16 protein-coding genes are annotated in these 20,822 nt (G+C 34.4%); 1 reads left to right on the forward strand and 15 read right to left on the reverse strand.

All coding sequences use genetic code 11. The annotated features are described in order from the left end of the window. Positions 1-306 precede the first annotated feature (306 nt). Both galE and map read right to left on the reverse strand, forming a co-directional pair. Complete coding sequence (gene galE / locus BMX09_RS03005; protein ID WP_089746226.1) at positions 307-1,323, reverse strand: UDP-glucose 4-epimerase GalE; 1,017 nt, start codon at positions 1,321-1,323, stop codon at positions 307-309. Positions 1,324-1,368: 45 nt separating this feature from the next. After that, positions 1,369-2,139 carry a type I methionyl aminopeptidase gene (map, locus tag BMX09_RS03010; RefSeq protein WP_089746227.1) on the reverse strand — a complete coding sequence of 257 codons (771 nt, stop codon included), beginning with the start codon at positions 2,137-2,139 and terminating at the stop codon, positions 1,369-1,371. Between the two features lie 200 nt (positions 2,140-2,339). Here map and BMX09_RS03015 point away from each other — a divergent pair, with 200 nt between their 5' ends. After that, on the forward strand, positions 2,340-3,827 hold the full coding sequence (locus BMX09_RS03015; RefSeq protein ID WP_089746228.1) for a DUF1846 domain-containing protein: 1,488 nt from the start codon (positions 2,340-2,342) through the stop codon (positions 3,825-3,827). A gap of 181 nt (positions 3,828-4,008) precedes the next feature. Here the strand turns inward: BMX09_RS03015 and BMX09_RS10050 are convergent, their stop codons facing one another. From BMX09_RS10050 to mfd, 13 genes are all read right to left on the reverse strand, one after another. Further along, positions 4,009-4,182 carry a hypothetical protein gene (locus tag BMX09_RS10050; RefSeq protein WP_177159511.1) on the reverse strand — a complete coding sequence of 58 codons (174 nt, stop codon included), beginning with the start codon at positions 4,180-4,182 and terminating at the stop codon, positions 4,009-4,011. Continuing rightward, positions 4,179-6,305 carry a ferrous iron transport protein B gene (gene feoB, locus BMX09_RS03020; RefSeq protein WP_089746229.1) on the reverse strand — a complete coding sequence of 709 codons (2,127 nt, stop codon included), beginning with the start codon at positions 6,303-6,305 and terminating at the stop codon, positions 4,179-4,181. The genes BMX09_RS10050 and feoB overlap by 4 nt, the downstream gene beginning before the upstream one ends. An 8-nt stretch (positions 6,306-6,313) precedes the next feature. Beyond that, complete coding sequence (locus BMX09_RS03025) at positions 6,314-6,799, reverse strand: FeoA family protein (protein ID WP_089746230.1); 486 nt, start codon at positions 6,797-6,799, stop codon at positions 6,314-6,316. A gap of 276 nt (positions 6,800-7,075) precedes the next feature. Beyond that, the gene (locus BMX09_RS03030) at positions 7,076-8,722 is read right to left on the reverse strand and encodes an EI24 domain-containing protein (RefSeq protein WP_089746231.1); all 1,647 of its coding nucleotides are present in this window, start codon (positions 8,720-8,722) and stop codon (positions 7,076-7,078) included. 97 nt (positions 8,723-8,819) lie between these two features. Beyond that, complete coding sequence (gene hslO / locus BMX09_RS03035; RefSeq protein WP_089746232.1) at positions 8,820-9,704, reverse strand: Hsp33 family molecular chaperone HslO; 885 nt, start codon at positions 9,702-9,704, stop codon at positions 8,820-8,822. A gap of 210 nt (positions 9,705-9,914) precedes the next feature. After that, on the reverse strand, positions 9,915-11,993 hold the full coding sequence (gene ftsH / locus BMX09_RS03040; protein WP_089746233.1) for an ATP-dependent zinc metalloprotease FtsH: 2,079 nt from the start codon (positions 11,991-11,993) through the stop codon (positions 9,915-9,917). A gap of 116 nt (positions 11,994-12,109) precedes the next feature. Continuing rightward, a complete protein-coding gene (gene hpt, locus BMX09_RS03045) occupies positions 12,110-12,646 on the reverse strand; it encodes a hypoxanthine phosphoribosyltransferase (RefSeq protein ID WP_089746234.1) in 537 nt (178 codons plus the stop codon). Next, the gene (gene tilS, locus BMX09_RS03050) at positions 12,639-14,036 is read right to left on the reverse strand and encodes a tRNA lysidine(34) synthetase TilS (RefSeq protein WP_177159512.1); all 1,398 of its coding nucleotides are present in this window, start codon (positions 14,034-14,036) and stop codon (positions 12,639-12,641) included. The genes hpt and tilS overlap by 8 nt, the downstream gene beginning before the upstream one ends. A 69-nt stretch (positions 14,037-14,105) precedes the next feature. Further along, positions 14,106-14,606: a S1 domain-containing RNA-binding protein gene (locus BMX09_RS03055; protein WP_089746236.1), complete on the reverse strand. Its 501-nt coding sequence runs from the start codon at positions 14,604-14,606 to the stop codon at positions 14,106-14,108. Positions 14,607-14,694: 88 nt separating this feature from the next. Then, positions 14,695-15,090, reverse strand: coding sequence for an FtsB family cell division protein (locus BMX09_RS03060; RefSeq protein ID WP_218138911.1), 396 nt, complete (start codon positions 15,088-15,090; stop codon positions 14,695-14,697). 156 nt (positions 15,091-15,246) lie between these two features. Continuing rightward, positions 15,247-15,513, reverse strand: a complete 267-nt coding sequence (locus BMX09_RS03065; RefSeq protein ID WP_089746237.1) for an RNA-binding S4 domain-containing protein — start codon at positions 15,511-15,513, stop codon at positions 15,247-15,249. 22 nt (positions 15,514-15,535) lie between these two features. Continuing rightward, entirely contained in the window at positions 15,536-17,185 is a 1,650-nt protein-coding gene (locus BMX09_RS03070; protein ID WP_245711118.1) for a putative polysaccharide biosynthesis protein, read from the reverse strand. 1 nt (position 17,186) lies between these two features. Further along, entirely contained in the window at positions 17,187-20,729 is a 3,543-nt protein-coding gene (gene mfd / locus BMX09_RS03075) for a transcription-repair coupling factor (protein ID WP_089746238.1), read from the reverse strand. Positions 20,730-20,822 lie beyond the last annotated feature (93 nt).

A 20,822-nucleotide genomic window follows, 5' to 3' on the forward strand; every position in this document is an offset into this window, starting at 1 on the left:
TTTCCTTATTATATACGAAAAATAATTTACTGCATTTTTAGCTAAATGTAAAGTAATATGGTCTTATTTTTTAATTTTTTCTTATTTTTTATGAACTTTTTTATTTTTTATTGGAATTAGGCGATAATAACTTGTTGTGAAACTTTTGCTAGTATGCGGTTTAGTGCACGCTTTTGCTTGTTGTATTTGTTAGTTAGATATTTTTAGCCTTTTATTCTTAAAACTAGTTTATATAGATGAAAGAAGTAGTTAACCAATTTTATTTGACTAACTACTTCTTTTGTTTTCGCTATTTTGATTTATGAGTTATTTTGTATGGTAACCATGTGGATTTTTTGCTTGCCAGTTCCATGAATCTCTTACCATATCTTCTAATGTTTTTTCAGCTTGCCAACCTAAAAGTTCTTTGGCTTTTGTAGCATCTGCATAACAAGTCGCAATATCTCCAGGGCGACGATCGCAAATTTTGTATGGTACTGGTACTTTGTTAATTTCTTCAAAGGTTTTCACTAAATCTAAAACACTATAGCCAATTCCTGTACCTAAATTAACGACTGTTGCACCTTTATGTGTGCGATTATAATTAATTGCTAAAACATGACCTTTTGCTAAGTCGGTAACATGGATATAATCTCTAACTCCTGTTCCATCATGCGTATCATAGTCATTACCAAAAACACTTAATTCTTCACGCTCCCCAATTGCTACTTGGGTAACATATGGCATTAAATTATTTGGAATACCATTTGGACACTCACCTATTAAACTACTTTCATGAGCTCCGATCGGATTAAAGTAACGTAAGTTTGTTACTGCCCAATCTGCATCACTATTTGCGATATCTGTTAAGATTTGTTCAACCATTAGTTTTGAATACCCATAGGGATTAGTTGCTGATGTTGGCATTGTTTCATTAAATGGTACTTGATTATTCATACCATAAACAGTTGCACTTGAACTAAAGACAATACTCTTAACATTAAATTCAGTCATTACTTCTACTAAATTAAGTGTCGCTGCAATATTATTTTGATAATACTTTAATGGTTGTTCTACTGATTCACCTACTGCTTTATAACCTGCAAAGTGAATAACCGCATCAAAATCATATTGAGAAAACACATCACGTAAGAATTCCTTATCTTGGACATCCCCTTCATGCATGATAATATCTTTACCAGTAATGATGTTTATACGATTCAATACTTCCGGTACACTATTGCAAAAATTATCTACAATAATCACTTCTTCATTTTGCTTTAATAATTCAATTACTGTATGACTTCCGATATATCCTGCGCCGCCTGTTACTAAAATTGTCATCCTTACGCCTCCTTAAAGGTTACTATTTACTATAAATTATTTCTATTATAATACATCATCTTTGTGGTCTTCTTGTAATGTTAAAATACGAGGACCATCTTTTGTGATTGCTAATGTATGTTCGAATTGACAGCTTAAGCCGCCGTCTAATGTATGGGCTGTCCAACCGTTTGATTCCATTTCAGCTTGCCATGTACCAGTATTTACCATTGGCTCAACTGTAATGACCATACCTTCTTTTAGACGTAATCCTTTGCCAGGAAGTCCATAGTGAGGTACTGCTGGGCTTTCGTGGATTGTTGGTCCAATACCATGTCCAATAAAGTCACGTACTACTGAATAGCCTTCGCCTTCGACATATGTTTGAATCGCATGGCCGATATCACCAATACGGTTCCCTGCTTTTGCTTGTTCAATCCCTTTATACAAAGCAGTCTTTGTTACATTATATAAACGTTCTAATTCTTCATTAGATTCGCCAACAATATAACACCAACATGAATCTGATAAAGCGCCTTTTAAATCAACACAGAAGTCCACTTTTACCATATCGCCTGATTTCAATGGTTCTTTACGTGGGAAGCCATGACAGATTTCGTTATTAACACTAGTACATGTTGCATACTTATAGCCTTCATAACCAATCTGCGGTGCACTAGCTCCTGCTGATTCAATTTTATTTTGTACAAATTGATCAATGTCCCAAGTTGTTACGCCTGGTTTAATAAAGTCACGTAAAGCAACATGGATTGAAGCTAATAAAGCTCCAGATTCATCCATTGCATCAATTTCTCTTTTTGATTTTAATGTAATCATTTATTTCCACCCTTTCTATTTATCACTTTGTAGTATACCATACTCACGATTAAAATAAATTCTCCCAAGTGACTTTTAAGCATTTTTTTATGATTTAATGGCTTTTTTTGGATTTTTGTATCTTATGACACCCTTTTATTGAATTTTTTTGATTGTAGTCGTATACTTATAACTTGAAATAAAAAAATAGGAGGGGTCCCATGAAACAAGGATTTGATAGTGCTAAATATTTAGAGGAACAAAGCCGATATATTATGGAACGTGTGAATGCACATGATAAATTGTATTTAGAATTCGGTGGTAAATTAATTGGAGATTTTCACGCCATGCGCGTCTTACCTGGATTTGATCCAGATGGTAAAGTAAAGCTTTTATATAAATTAAGAGAACAAGCTGAGATTATTATTTGCGTCTATGCTGGTGATATCGAAAAAAATAAAATTAGAGGCGACTTAGGAATCACATATGATCGTGATGTTATGCGAATGATTGATGATTTACGTCACTGGGATTTAGAAATCAATAGTGTTGTTATCACACGTTATTCTGGTCAACCATCAGCTAGCCAATTCAAAACAAAATTAGAGCGTCGTGGTCTAAAAGTATATACACACGGCTATACTGAAGGCTACCCAATGGATGTAGATACTATTGTTAGTGATGCTGGTTATGGTAAAAATGACTATATTGAAACAACCAAACCATTAGTTGTTCTAGCAGCACCTGGACCAAACAGCGGTAAATTAGGTACTTGTTTAAATCAACTATACCATGAAACAAAACAAGGTAAATCTGCTGGCTATGCAAAATTTGAAACTTTCCCAGTTTGGAACTTACCTTTAAAACACCCAGTCAATGTTGCTTATGAATCAGCCACTGCCGATCTTGAAGATGTGAACATGATTGACCCATTCCATTTAGAAAAATATGGTGAAACTACGGTAAACTATAATCGTGATATCGAAGCTTTCCCATTATTAAGAAGAATTCTGACAAAAATCTATAATTCAGAAGAAATTCCATACTACTCACCTACTGATATGGGCGTAAACCGTGTTGGATTTGCTATTACTGATGATGAAGCTTGTCAAGAAGCAGCCAAACAAGAAATCGTTCGACGTTACTTTACTTTACAATGCGACTATAAAAAAGGTACGGTAACAAGAGAAGCCGCTCAACGTGGTAAATTAATTATGGACGAAATGGGCTTAAGTGTAGAAGATCGTAAAGTCGTTAAAATTGCTCGTGAAAAAGCTGAATTAGAAGAAACTCCTGTTGTAGCTATTGAACTTGAAAATGGTAAGATTATTACTGGTAAACATAGCAATATGATGAGTGCTTCGGCAGCTTGTATCCTAAATGCAATTAAAGAATTAGCTGATATCAATGGTGATATGCACTTATTACCTCCAGTGATCTTAAAAACAATCGATGACTTGAAAAATGATGTCTTAAAACGTCGCAACCAAGTGCTAGATAGTAAAGAGATTTTAATTGCATTAAGTATGTCAGCTGTTACTAACCCAACTGCTGAACTTGCATGGCAACAATTAACTAAATTACGCAACTTGCAAGCTCATAGTACCGTTATTTTAACTAAATCAGATGAAGAAACATTCCGCAGTTTAGGGATTATGGTTACTAGTGAGCCTCAATATGCAACAGATAGTTTATTCTACGGAATTTAATAAATATAATCTTAATGATGTCAGTAAACCAATTGCGTTTGCTGGCATTTTTCATTGCAAAACTATACATCTAAATCTTCTTTTTTAAGATTTGAGCAAAAAAAGATGACCCCTATTTGACTAAACAAATAAGCATCATCTTATATAATGATATTCTATTTTATAATATAGCTACCTCTTTTTAGCGTGTGTCTTCTTTTTTCTGACAACAAGATTGACTATTAGCAATATGCTTAACCGCACAATCTTCCACCTGACAACTTTCACACGAAGAACCTTTTTTAAACATTCTCACCACCACGATAATCATTGCTGCAATAACAATTGCTAATAAGATCCAGGATTGAATATTCACGCTAATTGGCCTCCTTTATATTTTACCACCCATTTATCAACTGGATAGAATAAAATAATAGCATATGCCACAATCACTAACATAGCAATGACTGTTGAAATACCAAAGCTATATCCGCCAACTATTACTTTAGCAAATTCAAAGAACACATATGCCCAAGTATACGCAAATACTGTTTGATAAAGTACAGCTTTTAATGCTAATGTTTTACTCTTAAGCTCTGTTTTCATGGCACCCACAGCTGCAAAACATGGCATACATAACATATTAAAGACTAATAATGAAATAGCAGAAGGTACTGTATAATGACTTGCTACCGCATTTAATAAAGTACCACTTTCTTCACTTACTTCCTCAGCAATCCCAAATAGAACTCCCATTGTACTTAAAACATTTTCTTTAGCGACAAATCCTTGGATAGTTGCTGTAGTTGATTGCCAATCGCCAAAACCTAATGGAATGAAGATTGGAGCAATAAAGCCACTTACGATTGCTAGCATACTATCAGCTGCATCTTCCACTTCTTCAAAGCGGAAGTTAAATGTTGACGTAATCCAAATAATACATGATGATACAAAAATAACTGTTCCAGCACGTTTAATAAATGCTAATACTTTATCTAATACTGAGCGTAAAATAGCACCTACATGTGGCCAGTGATAACTTGGTAGTTCCATAATAAATGGTTTTGGTTCTAAATCAACACCCATTAATTTTTGTAATACAACACCTGATAATAATACTGAACAGATTCCTAATGCATACATTGAAAAAGCAACCCATTCACTACCATTGAAAATCGCATTGGCAATTAAAGCAATAACTGGTAATTTTGCACCACATGGAATAAATGAAGTTGTAATAATTGTAATCTTACGGTTTTCTTCATTTTCAATGGTACGAGAAGCTTGAATCCCTGGAACTGAACAACCTGTACCAATTAATAATGGAATAAAACTCTTACCAGATAAACCAAATTTTCTAAAGACTCTATCCATTACAAAGGCAACACGAGCCATATACCCACAATCTTCTAAAATTGCAAGACATAGGAATAAAGCAGCCATCTGTGGTAGAAAACCAAGTACAGCACCCACCCCAGCGATAGCTCCATCAACGATTAAGCCAATTACTAATGGGTGAATATTAATAGACTCTAAAAATCCAGTAACTGCTTCGGGAACAATTTCACCGAATAAGACTTCATTTGTCCAATCAGTACCCATTGTTCCGATTGTACTAATTGAAAAATAATAGACTAAGAACATCACAAAGGCAAAGATTGGTAACCCTAGCCATCTATTTGTGACAATTCTATCAATTTCATCTGAGATAGAATCCGTCATATTCATCTCAATACTAACTGAAGCCATTAATGTTTCAATCCAGTCATAACGTTCTCTGGCTACAATTGATTCACTATCATCTTCTAATTGCTCCTCAAGTTGTTTAATTAATCCATCAACATAAGCTTTATTATCACTATCTAACAGTTCACTAACATTAACTTTTTTATCTTTTTCAAAAACTTTTACAGTCCAATAGCGTAATTGCGGCATTGGCACAGCATTAAATAAACGTTCGGTAATTTCCAATAATGTACTCTCAACATTTTTAGAGAAAACAATTGGCATTGCACAATTTTGTTTAGTTGTAACTGCTTGAATTAATCCATCAATCCCCTTACCAGTTGTAGCACTAATCTCAACAACCGGTAAATCTAACCCATATTGTAACTCAGCAACACTTAATTGCGAATCATTTTTTTCTACAATATCCATCATATTTAAACCAACGACCACTGGTAACCCTAGTTCCATTAATTGTGTTGTTAAATATAAGTTCCTTTCTAAATTTGTTGCATCAACCACATTTAAAATCAAATCAACTTTTTCGTGTAATAAAAAGTCTCGACTGATAACTTCTTCAGCTGTATAGGGTGATAAAGAATATATACCTGGTAAGTCAACAATTTTTACATCATTATGCCCTTTTAAGATTCCTTCTTTTTTATCAATCGTTACACCTGGCCAGTTACCTACTTTTTGTTTCATACCTGTTAAGGCATTGAATAATGTGGTTTTACCACTATTCGGGTTACCTACTAAAGCTATTACTGTCATTTTTCCACCTATTCTTTCCCAAAATTTCTAACTACTACTTCCTGAGCCTCATTTTTTCTTAATGTTAACTCATAACCACGAACGGTTAATTCGATTGGATCACCTAATGGAGCTACTTTTCTTACAGAAATTTTTGCATTTTTTGTAATTCCCATATCCATTAATTTTCTTTTTAGAGCACCTGTACTTTGTAATTTTTCAACAATAACTTCGCTACCAATCGCAACTTGATCCAAGGTTACGACTTCTCCAATATTTTTCAATTCATTTGTTACTGTGATAACTTTTTGTAATTCTTCATCTAATCCAACACGTGTGTTTTTCACATGAATAATCATTTGTTTTGATTGCTTTGAAATTACTTTAATTAGTCGGCCACTTACTAGACCTAAGTTAGCTAAATGTGTCTTTTGGTCAGCATCAACATCCACATTTGTAATCATAACTAATTCATTTTCAGAAGCATCCATCAGCTTTTTTTCTAATTTGTCCATCTATATTCTCCTTTTCACTTGCAATGAGAATCATTCTCACTGACAACATACTTCTTATCTTACACTGTTTAGTTGCTTTTTTAAAGGTATTTTGTGAAAAAAATATTATTATTACCACTTTTTCATAATATTGACAAGAATTATTCTAATCTTGTTACTGCTTTTTTAAGATATAAAAAAAATCAAGAGCAGCATGCATATCAAAACACAGCACTCTCGACTTTTCATAATAACTACCCTATCAGCAGTTATTTTTATCATCTATCTAATTATTCATTATTTTCCTGATACATCAATGCTCAAAACTACTGTGCCGCTTGCGACACCATTAACACTATCTCCTACTTGTAGGAAGGCTAGTTTACTACTTAATGATACTGGTGCAAAATAAATATCTTCCTCGCCTGTTAAAGTGAAGACAACATTTGTTTCACCATTTAAGACAACGGTAGTTAATTGATTAATAGTACCTTGAAAATCTTTATTTTCAATATCTTCAGCACTTGAAGCCGCTTCACGACCAGTATATGATTGATAGGCTTCTTGGACTGTTTCGCCAATGACTACACGTTGATAGTTTTCTGCATCGACAAAGGCATATAATTTCACTAAATTACCACTATCTTTTAATGATAAGAAATAAGTTGGTTTTTCTTCCACATTCAATAATAATGGGAAGGTAGCACGATAACCTTTTTCTTGGACAGAACCTTCTGCACTCTCTTGGGCGCTGCTTTCCGTTGCTGCTCCTAAATCATAACGAAAAACTTCTTTTGTTCTTGAATTTACTAAGACAAATCCGATATTAGATTCATCGGATAATACAGATGTTAACCCCGTATATAAATACAAATCATTATCTTTAATAAAATAACGATAACCATCTGAATGCTTAACTACCCCTTGTTGACTAAAGATTGTATTCCAAAATCCACTTTGATACATTCCATAAGCATTGATTTGGCTTAAAATAATTCGAGCTGGAATAGCACGATCTACCCAATCTGGAATTGATGCCATATCATAATGCTCGATCTCACCAGTTACTGCATCCACCGTATAAATACCAACAACATCAATCCCACTAAATAACCCAATTTTAGCACCGACTTCAGTTGCTACATAAAACGGATTCCCCTCTTCATCAACCTCGAAAGTAATTTCATCAATATAAGCAGTTGGATAATGTAACCATAAATGACGACGCACATCACGATTAAAATACTCGCTCTTTGAATAACGAATTGGTTTTTTAGTTTCAACCAAGCGAGAAGATCCATCAATCGCATCCACTTCTACATAATACGGAATTCCTACTCTTTGATGTTTTAACCAACGCCAAAAACTAGCATACTCTAATGGTGAGACACGCAAAGGATGTTCATCACGTGAAATTTGTACAAAATCATTACTTAAGTCAAATTGTGAGACCAAATCTTTTGCTTCACCTAATTTACGCGAACCTAACTTCTCAGCCATATCACGATCAACGGTAATAATATTCGAAGCATCTGATAAATCTAAATCTTCCTCAAAATTTCCTGTTTGCAGTTCACCAATTTGACTGGCATAAGAACTTGCTTGCCAGATTGGTAATCCACTGAATGTTCCGACTAGTAAAATAGCCATAATCGCAACAATCACCACTAAAAATAGTTGGTATTTTTTCATAAATGAGCGATTTAGTTTACTTTTTTTACCATCCTTTCTAAACATAGTTGGTTCTTCAACTTGTACTTTAGCAAAAAACTTATCATACGTTGCCACCATGCTATCCGCTAAGATATATACAGCTACTAACATTAAGCATTCCATCCAAAATCCAGCAACATGAATATTAATAGGAATTAACCAAAAATACCCCATCAATACCCCCACTAAAATAGTGATTAATAATGGTATTAACTTTTTAAAATTTTTCATTTCCTTCCTCCTTAGTAAAATCATCTTTCATTCACTTCTACTATAACATGTTACATTTTTTGCAACTAATTTTCACAGCTATTCATTACTGACCTAATCATTTATTAGTGATTTCCGCTTTTAATGCTGTTAATTCTTCTACTGAGAAGGAATATTTTTCATTACAAAAATGACAAACAATCTCTGCAGGTTGATCTTCATGAATCATTTCTTCTAGTTCTTCTTCACCTAATGAGATTAAGCCAGCACTAAAACGTTCGCGAGAGCAATCGCAATGGAATTCTAGTGGCATTTTTTCTAAAAATTTAATATTCTCTTCACCTAATAAACGAATTAAAATATCTTCTGCATTTTCTTGTTGGTCAATTAATGAGGAAACTAATGGGATTTGATTGATGCGGTGTTCGATTTCTGAAATAGTCTCTTCAGTAGCACCAGGCATTAATTGAATCATAAAGCCCCCCGCTGCTCGAACTGATTCATCTGGATTTACTAATACCGATACACCAACTGCACCATTAATTTGTTCTGAAACAGCTAAATAATAAGTAAAGTCTACACCTAATTCTCCATCAACTAATGGCACTTGTCCGGCAAAAGGTTCTTTCATACCTAAGTCTTTAATAACGGTTAATGAGCCATTTGTTCCAACTACTTGACGAACATCTAACTTGCCATTTTCATTCAATGGAAGGCTAACATGAGGATTCGTAATATACCCACGCATCTGGCCAGCACCATTAGCTTCAGCAACAATCTTACCACCTAAGCCGTCTCCATTAACTTGAACTACTAAACGGTCGCTCCCTTTTAAACTACTAGCTAATAATTGTGTACCAATCATTGTACGACCCATCGCTGCTGTTGCTGCACTCCATGTATCATGCTTCACTTGAGCTGTTCCAACAGCACGGGTAGCAATTAGAGCTGTTGCTTTTACTTGACCATCAAAGGCCAATACTTTTGACATATAATCTGACATTTTTATTCCTACTTTCTGATAGTAACTTTTCATTTATTTTTGTAATCTGCGAAATTTCTAGCTATGACATTTCTTATTCATTATAGTGGGAATTTCACTAATTTTCCATATTCGATAAACTCCTCTTAATTTTAAACTATTTTTTACAATAAAAAAAGAGAAATGCGGTAATCCATTACCAACATTCCTCTTATTGATTACTATTTGTAGTTATTCTTCAGTTACATCATTATTTGTCTGAATTGGAGCTTCTATTGCATCATCTGCTACTTCCACTTCTTCAGAAGATTCGTTATTATCTTCATTATTATGATTTGCTTCTTTTTTAGCTAAAGCTTCCTTCACTTCATCATAACTTGCTGCACCTGATTCTGATGGAAATTCCTCAATCTTTTTTGGCATTTCACCAGTGTTAAATAATGATTTGATAGTACGTTCATCTAATGTTTCTAATTCTAATAATTTTTCAGCAATTAACGCTAATTGTTCTGAATGTTCTTCTAAGATTTGACGAGCTTTATCATGAGCTTCTTTCATAATCTTGCGAACGGCATTGTCGATTTCATAAGCAACTTGATCTGAGTAAGTTTTTGTTTGACCATAGTCACGTCCAATAAATACTTGGTGGTTACCTTCATATTGAACAGTTCCTAATTCATCATACATACCATATTCTGTTACCATGCTACGAACGATACCTGTCGCTTGTTCAAAGTCATTACTTGCGCCTGTTGTTTGAGCGTTAAAGATAAATTCTTCCGCCACACGTCCACCTAATAGACCAACAACTTGTTCAAATAATTCATCTTTCGTCATTAAGAAACGATCTTCTTTTGGAAGCATAATCGCATATCCACCAGCACGACCACGTGGGACGATAGTAACTTTATGCACAACGCGAGCTTCACTTAAGACTAAACCACAAATTGTATGTCCCGCTTCATGATAAGCAACCATGCGACGTTCTTTTTCACTAATAGCACGATCACGTTTAGCTGGACCAGCAATTACACGGTCATGAGCTTCATCAACATCTAAAGCATCGATTTCTGTTTTATCACGACGAGCAGCTACTAAGGCAGCTTCATTTAATAAGTTTTCTAACTCAGCACCTGAAAATCCTGGTGTTTGTTGAGCAACAACTTTTAAGTCAATATCTTTTCCTAATTTTTTGTTGCGAGAATGAACTTTTAAGATTGCTTCACGCCCCTTAACATCTGGACGACCTACTAAAATTTGACGGTCAAAACGTCCCGGACGAAGTAAAGCTGGGTCTAGTACATCCGAACGGTTAGTAGCAGCAATTACGATTACTCCTTCATTACCTTGGAAACCATCCATTTCTACTAATAATTGGTTAAGGGTTTGTTCACGCTCATCATGTCCGCCACCCATACCAGTTCCACGTTGACGACCTACTGCATCGATTTCATCAATAAAGATGATTGCTGGCGCATTTTTTTTAGCATTTTCGAACAAATCTCTTACACGACTTGCCCCAACACCGACAAACATTTCAACGAATTCAGAACCTGAGATTGAGAAGAATGGTACTCCTGCTTCACCGGCTACTGCTTTTGCTAATAATGTTTTACCTGTTCCTGGAGGTCCTTCTAATAAGACACCTGCTGGAATACGCGCACCTAATGCTGTAAACTTACGTGGGTCTTTTAAGAATTCAACTACCTCTACTAATTCTTGCTTCTCTTCTTCAGCCCCAGCTACATCAGAGAATTTCACTTTCACTTTTTGCTTACTTTGGTCATTGACTTTTGATTTACCAAAATTCATGACACCTTTCGGTCCGCCTTGGCCACCTTGACTAGCAAACATTGAATAGAAAATAAATCCGAAAATCACTAATGGTAAGATTAGTTGTAATACTAATCCCATCCATAGTCCTGATTGGTTTTCTGGGAAGCTTGTGACTTCTGTTTTATTTTCCATGGCTTCTTCTGTGACTTTATCAACATTTTCTTTCAATACGGTTGTTTTAAAAGATGTTGTCTTGTCTGAGCGATTATCTAAGATAGTAAATCCATTATTTGAGCCTTCTTCAACATCTTGAGCTTCTTTAAATTCACCTAAGATATTATAGACCGCTTTATCTTCTTGGATCTTAATCTTCTTAATTTCGCCATTTTCCAATTGTTGCATAAATTTTGTATAAGATATTTCATTTGACTCTGTAGAAGCACCCTGAGTAAACATTGATACTACTGCAATAATCGCAATGAATATTAATACATTCATAATATTAATTTTAAATACTTTTTTCTTTTTATTCATTTTTCCTCCTCGATTATCGACATGCCAAATAAACTACAGCCTCTATTTGGTTTATGTGTCATATTTAATTCTAGAGCATATTATAACACAATCACCTTTTATTTGCCCAATAATCTTTACTCGTAAAATTCTTCCTTTATGACACCAACACATGGCATATTACGATAGAATTGTTTGAAATCTAGTCCATATCCAACTAAAAATTCATTTGGCACAACAACCCCAACATAATCAGCTTCCATGTCTACTACACGGCCACTTGGTTTATCTAATAATGTACATACTTTAACAGATTCTGCTCCACGGTGTTTTAATAATTCAACAAGGTGACGTAATGTGCGACCAGTATCCACAATATCTTCAACAATTAATACATGTCGACCTTTAACATTTGTGTCTAGGTCACGTTCGATTTTAACTTCCCCTGTTGATTCAAAGCCATTCCCATAACTGCTAACATCCATAAAGTCAAGTTCAACATTACAATCCATTGCACGAACGACATCTGTCATAAAGAAGATAGCGCCCTTTAATACACAAATAACCAATGGATCTTTTCCTTTGTAATCTGCTGTTAATTCTTTTCCTAATCTTGCTACTGTATCTTTAATTTCTTCTTCGGAAACTAAGATTTTTTTCATATCATTAATCATTACCTACACCTCTGTTTACTTTCTTATAAGATACTGTTATTTTATCAGTTTCTGACTGATTAAACAATATGGAAGCCTTACGATAATCTAAAATTGCGAGAATTTGTTCGTTTTTATCACTTAAAATCCAAATCTTATCACGTTGGTCTGTTGAAATTTTTTGATTAATGAAAAAACGATTAATTTTTTGATGCTTTACTGGCGTATTTGCAATTTGAATTTTGTCACCTGGTTGGCGATGTCTAATTGTTAAAGGTAGACAATCTTTTGGTACTTCTACTTGCCAACTATCCATTAAGTGAGTTTCACCAGTTGTTATTTCAATGACTTCTGTTTTGGATAAGGGAATTGTTCCTATTTCTCTAATGATAAATTCTTCCATAACATTTTGAGAAACAACAACTTTTTTTCTAATAATAAGCGAATGATAGCATTTTTTTAACGTCAAGTCCTTACTTAAATGCCAATCTACTTGAGCAGTTGGCACATGTAAAAAACGCTTAACATAAGCTAATTGTTTTCGTGAAATTGTCTCATCCAATGTAATTAAATACGTATAAAAGATATATTCTAATAAGCGATTCTCTAATGAAGGTGATAATTCCTGGCACCACTTAACGGTATCGATAATCAGTTCTTCTTCTTGATGATCAAATTGTACATATTGGTGGATTATTTGAGCCAAAAATTCTTTTTCAACTGTTAGTACATCAAATAATTGTTCTGACACTTCTGCAAAATGGCGTCTCAGCTGTTGGTTTTCTTGTTCTAATTGCGGAATAATCTGCCATCTCATACGATTGCGCTGATAATCAGTGGTAAAATTACTATCATCCTCGCAAAAGGTAATTTGTTGTTCTAATGCTTTTTGGCGAATGGTTTTTTTTGAAAATGAGAGTAATGGGCGAATTAATGTGCTGCCAAAAAAATCACGTGAAGGTTTGATTCCTGCCACACCTTCTAAAGAACTCCCGCGAATTAATTTCATCAGCATTGTTTCTACTTGATCATCAGCGTGATGAGCTGTCACTAAATAACTAGCATCCACTTCTGCCATTACTTCTCGGAAAAATTGATAACGAAAGGCCCTAGCCGCAGCTTCTAATCCTCCTGGGAATTCTCGATGATGCTGCCATTTAGCGATACGAACCGGTACTCCTAGACGCTGACATTCCGCAATAACCATAGCTTCTTCTTGATCAGACTCTTGGCGTAATTGATGATTTACATGACACACAATCGTCTTTTTCGCTTGTAATTCTTTCGGCAACTGTAGCCATTCTTCTAATAATACCATTGAATCCACCCCACCAGAGACTGCTAAGACAACACATTTATTAGGCAAATCATCTGTTAGTTCTTGGATTTTTCTTCTAAATAAGTGTTCCATTTTTACCTCCGTTGAAAAAATAATCCCCTCAAACGACATATGCTCGAGGAGATTAGCTTAATGATATAATTATGAACGACGGCCTCCACGACCACCGCGTTTGCCTTCTGTGTTACGCTTTAATGATGCTAAACGATCATCACTATCTTTTAAGAAAGCTGACATTAATGAATCAAAATCATCTGTTTTTGCTTGTGATGGAGATGTTTTTGATGAATTGTATGAATTTCTTTGTGAATGGTTATTGTTAGAATACTTTCTTTGTCCTTGAGATTCTTGTGAACGAGGAGCGCGTTTAAAACTTTTTTCTGCTTTTTGCGTGCTTTCCCCTTCTTTTTCTTGTGCTCTACGAATTGATAAACTAACCTTTCCATCTGGAGCGACTGTCATAACTTTAACGGATACTTCATCGCCAACAGTTAAAACATCTTTAATATCCTTAATATAAGAATTAGATACCTCACTAATATGAACTAATCCTGTTTTTTGTTTTCCTAAATCTACGAAAGCTCCAAAATTTGTGATTCCTGTAACTTTACCAGATAATACATTTCCTACCTCAATTGACATAAAAAAAGTGTTCCTCCTTAAATTTTTTAATACTTTTTATACTTGTTTATAATGCGTTTTTCGTGAATCAACTATCTGAAAAATAATTTTAGTGGTTATTATTCATTTGTTGAACATCTAATTCTTTTGGTAAACTAAAAATAATTTCCCCAGGCTTACTTAAATAATATTCGCTACGGGCTAATTTAGCTACATATTCATCATTGTTTAATAATTCAACTTGCGCTTGTAGCATTTCTTTTCGTTCCTTAGCATCTGCTTCTTTTTTAGTTGCGATAACAATTTGTTCATCTAATTCTGATGCTTTTTGGATTTGACCAATCGTTTGATACACCATCGTAATCGATAAACTTGCTACAATAATACCACCAATTACTTTTATAAAGCTTGATTTTTGTAATACGACTTTTGCATTTTTTTGTTGATTTTTAAAAGACTTATCAGCTTTATTCTGACTCATCATATCTTTATGTGAATTATTCACAATAGTCGCCTCGCTTTTCTAATCTTTTCACTATTGAAAGTATAGCAAGAATACCATTTAAATGTCTATTGCTTTCTATAAAAAAAGACAATTATTTTCTATTTTTTATAAAATTCGCTACTATTTCGTACTTATTGAATGCAAGTGTCTTAATTTTTATCCTTCTTCAACAATTTGTTCAGTATTTAGTAAGCTAAACATTTCTTTGGCATCTTCTTTTTTAGTAGAATCCATTAACGCTTCCACTCGAACTGTGACAATCTTATTACCAAATTGAATGGTAATTTCATCGCCGACTTTTACATTTGCTGATGATTTGGCAACGCCGCCATTAATTTTGACACGTCCTTTATCAGCGACTTCTTTTGCTACTGATCGTCTTTTAATTAAACGAGATACTTTTAAATACTTATCTAATCTCATATTTCTTCCTCTATCTTTCTATTTATTTTTTTATATAACGTAAAAATTCTTTCCCTTTTGGCATCATTAGCCATTCGCGCGTGGTAAAAATCTGTTTATATAGTGCTAATGAAACAAAAACAATTGCCCCAATCATTACTTCAACTAAAACAATCACAAAATCCCCTAGTCTTGTCACACCATGGGGAACGACTTCTTGAATAAAGAAATCACTCATATACACACTACTAAATACCATTAAAGCGATACCAATAATATGATAATTGATAATGACTGATTTTACAATCCTTTGTAAATAACTTGATGATAAACTAAAAATAACGAAATACATCGCCACTAAACCACCAACTGTCGCTAGACTAGCTCCCACTAAACCAAAATGAGCTATTAATACCTTATTAAACACGATTTTTAAGATAATGCCAACTAATAAGCTTATTAAAGTAATTTTATAATTTGAAGTACTTTGCAATATACCATTATGCGCCATAATCATTGATGCCACTAAAATACTTACGATATAAATCGCCAATATTACATTCCCACTAGTATCTCCAAATAAGACATGATTTAAACGCGGTAAAATTGCCATCATCCCAATTGTTGCCATTAAAGCTAGAATATAGGTCATTTTGATCAAGGACTTTGCCTCACGTCGAAATAATATCTCCCGTTGACTAGCAAATGATTTTGCAAGCATGGGTAAGTAACTTGACGTAAAGCCAATACCTATCACCATCCCTAATTGCACTAAAGGCTGTCCACGATCATATACCCCTTTTAAACTCTTCGCAACTTCTGGCAATACACCACCATTAACTAATGCTTTATAGGCAGTAAAAGAGTCTACCAATTGAAACAACACTAACATCGAACTTACTAAACAAATTGTCCCCCCTTCAGTTAAAAAGCGATAAGCTAATTCTTTTAAGGAAATGCTTGAATCTTTTTCAAATACAAAGAACTCCTTTAGCCAATTGGTGCCAAAATGTTGTTGCCAATCTTTTTTAAGATAGCCATATAAGACAACACTCGCTGCTAAAGCCGCAACAGTCGCGCTAAACATCGCCCATTGCCCCATATTATATAAGTTAAGGCGTCCTCTTGAATAAATAAATGCCACCAATAATATTACACTAATGCGGACAATTTGTTCCATAATTTGCGAAATAGCAGTCGGCATGACTTGGAAATTCCCTTGAAAATACCCTCGACTAACCACTAAGAAAGGCATTAATAAAAACATCCAAGATACCATATGAACTACTGGAGTTAATCCTTTATCTCCCATTAATAAGGCAATCGATTCTCCTCCAAAAAATAACCCACAAAAACATAATAAACCTAATCCAGTTAAAATCATAAAACTTTTTTGCATTACTGTTTTTTGCTTCGTGACGTTTTTTTCTTGGGCGATCAAATGTGATAAAAATACTGGGAAACCTGACAAAGCAAAGGTCATTCCAACCCCATAAATTGGATATACTTGCTGATAAACATAAAAACCTGTATTGCCCACTAAATTTTGAAATGGTACACGATAAATAGCACTCAATATCTTCACAATGACACCTGCAAGTGACAATACAATAGCTCCTTGCATAATTTTTTTGTGATTATGACTAGTGGAACTTGGTGTTTGAGTCATAGGCTGTTGCTTGATTTCTGCCATCTTATTCACCTTCTTCTTTAGTAGCAGTTGCTTGATTGATTTTTTCTGCTAAATTTTTTAAGATTTTTTTTAAGTATAATAACCAGCGATCAGTTGGATGAGTAGCGACATTAATCGTTAATTGTAAGGTATTGCCTTTATCGGCTACTTGTGCAGCTAATGGAATATCTTTTAACGCTTCAAATATTGGCACCCCTTGTAGATATTGTTTTCCTTTTGCATTGATTGTGATAGTAATAACTGTTTTATTTCTCTTAATTAAGGTGACACCAACTTTTTCAGCAAATGCTTTTATCATGCCAATTTCTGCTAAATACGCCACTTCATCAGGAAATTCACCAAATCGATCGATTAAATCATCTAGTAATGCATCATATTCTTCTTCTGTTTCCAACGAGCGAATTCGTTTATAAATCTCAATTTTTTGACGCTCATCTTGAATGTACTTATTTGGTAAATACGCATCTACAGAAATATCAATTTCAACTGTATCATCTTTTAATTTCATTTGTTTCCCTTGTTTTTTACGAACGGCTTCACTAAGCATTTCAGAATACAAATCAAACCCAACCGAATCAATAAAGCCATGTTGTTGTTTACCTAATAAATTACCTGCCCCACGAATCGATAAATCACGCATAGCAATCTTAAAACCAGACCCTAATTCGGTAAATTCACGCATAGCTTGCAGACGATTTTCGCTGACTTCTGTTAATGACTTATTCGGTTGATACATTAAATACGCATACGCCACACGATTAAAACGACCAACACGCCCTCTTAATTGATACAATTGCGATAAACCCATACGATTCGCATCTTCAATAAATAAGGTATTCACATTTGGAATATTGACCCCTGTTTCAATAATGGTAGTCGTGACTAAAACATCATACTCCCCTTCAATAAATTGATACAAAACAGATTCTAAAGTTGACTCACTCATTCGTCCATGCGCTACTCCTACTCTAACACCCGGAACTAAAGCTTTAATCTCTTCTGCCTTACGCTCAATAGAATCTACTCGATTATGTAAATAGAAAACTTGTCCCCCACGTCCCATTTCACGCTCAATACCATCTTTAATCGTTAAAGCATCTTGTTCTAATACATAAGTCTGAACAGGATAACGATTAGCTGGCGGTGTCTCAATAACCGATAACTCACGCACACCAAGCATTGACATATGTAACGTACGTGGAATTGGTGTGGCCGTTAAGGTTAATACATCTACTTGAGATTTTAATTGTTTTAAACGCTCTTTATGGCGTACACCAAAACGTTGCTCCTCATCAACTACTAATAACCCTAAATCTAAAAACTCCACATCTTTTGATAACACTCGATGTGTTCCAATGACAATATCAACTTGTCCTTGTTTCAAACCTTCAATCGTCTCATCTTGTTGTTTTTTCGTTCTAAAACGACTTAATAACCCAATATTAAATGGATATTCATTAAATCTCTCGATAAAGTTTTCATAATGCTGTTCAGCTAAAATCGTTGTCGGCACTAAAATCGCTACTTGCTTTCCATCCATAACTGCTTTAAAGACAGCACGCATCGCTACTTCCGTCTTACCATAGCCAACATCCCCTACTAATAAACGATCCATTGGTCTTTCCTTTTCCATATCCTTTTTAATCTCTTCAACTGTGCGCAATTGGTCATCAGTTTCTGTATAGGGAAAAGCTTCTTCAAATTCATGTTGTTCCGGAGCATCCTTACTAAAGGCAAATCCCTTTTCTGAATCACGTTTAGCATAGAGTTCGATTAATTCATCAGCAATATCTTCAATTTTAGATGCTACTTTGCGCTTAGTTTTAGCCCATTCTGTACCACCTAATTTATTAATTTTAGGTTCTTTTGATTCTGAGGCAACATATTTTTGAATTAACTTCACTTGAGTAATCGGTACAAATAAATTACCACCATCCTTATAGCTAATCGACATATAATCTTGGTGAATCCCATTAATTTCTAGGGTTTCCATCCCTTTATAAATACCAATACCGTGATTAACATGTACCACATAATCGCCGACTTGTAATTCGGTATAACTTTTCAGACGTTCCGCATTTGATAGTTTTTGTTTTTTCGGTATCCGTTTTTTGATTTTATTGAATAGTTCACGCTCCGTAATCATTACAAACTTATCTTGTGGTAATTCAAAACCATTTTGTAAATTGCCTACCATAATTTGAACTTTACCTGGTAATAATAACTGACCATCTGTTACGGTGGCATTAATCTCAAAATCTTCTAATGTTTGTTCTAGCTTTTGAGCTGCTTTTTTAGATTCAACCACCATCATAATGGTTGCATTTTGTTTTTTATAGCGCTCAGTTTCTGATTTAATTAATGGTAATTGTGAAAAGAACTGAGTCATGCCACGATAATTAATATTATGGATACAATCTAACTGTACACGCCCCATACCTTTTTGAAAAATAGCAAAATAAGTTCGCTTAAAATTAAATTTCTTTAAAGTCTTTTTAATATCAATCGTCATGGACAGATTAGGAGAAAAGCGCCCTTGACTAACCCGATGCATCATCCAATGAGCATCTTCTTCACTAAGTTGGCGTTCTTTTTCTAATAATCTTGGATAATCATCTAATACTAAATGAGTCGCCTCCATACAATAATCTAATACCGTCGTCTCTCCCGGATAAATAGCTTCTAACCACCATTCAATATTTTCTGGAATTTCATTAGCTAAAAGTTGCCCTATGAGATATTCTTTTAACGCTCGCAATTGCTCCGCTAACTCTACTGAAGTTGATTTTTTAATCGCTTTCTCAATCACACTTACAATAGTATCTTTTGCTCGAAAAACATCGCTAACTAAAATTGGTAAATCCGTCGCCGGTAACACCACAACTTCTTCAATCACTTCTAAGGAGCGCTGCGTTTCCACATCAAATAAACGAATGGAATCAATTTCCGTATCAAACAAATCAATTCGTAAAGGATATTCTTGATTCAATGGATAAATATCTACTATCCCCCCACGAATCGCATATTCCCCTGGAGACTGTACCATTGTTTCAAATTTATACCCCATTTGAACTAATTGCTGTGATAACTCTTCTAAGGATGTAATTTCTTCACCAATTGCCAAGCGCTTAACTTGCTGGCGCCATACAGCAACCGGCACCAAACGTTTCCGTAATGCTGCGACTGGTAATACCACAATCCCCTTTTTTCCTTCTAATAAAAATTCTAATGTCTCAATACGTCCCGCTCTAACTTCAGGCGATACAAAAGCTGTCTCAGCGGCTAATGATTCTTCTGAAGAAAATAAATAAATCTCCTCGTTAGGATACCATTCACTTAATTCTTCATAGGTTTGTGTGGCTTGTAAGACAGTTGGCGTAACAATCACAATCATTTTATCTAATTTTTCAAATAAAGCCGCTTCCGCTAAATGTTTTGCTGAGCCAGATAAACCTAAAACTAATTGATTATTCGAATGTTTTGTATCAGCTAACCATTTTTCAATACTTGCTAACTGACTAAATTGTTGAATAATATTCTTCATAGCAACCTCCAATATATTTTTATAGCAAGAAAAAGCTCAGATTTTATTCTGGGCTCTACTCACTTTATCATTAATTCTAGTGTATTACTTCTC

The organism is Granulicatella balaenopterae (assembly GCF_900111135.1).
Taxonomy (GTDB): domain Bacteria; phylum Bacillota; class Bacilli; order Lactobacillales; family Aerococcaceae; genus Granulicatella; species Granulicatella balaenopterae.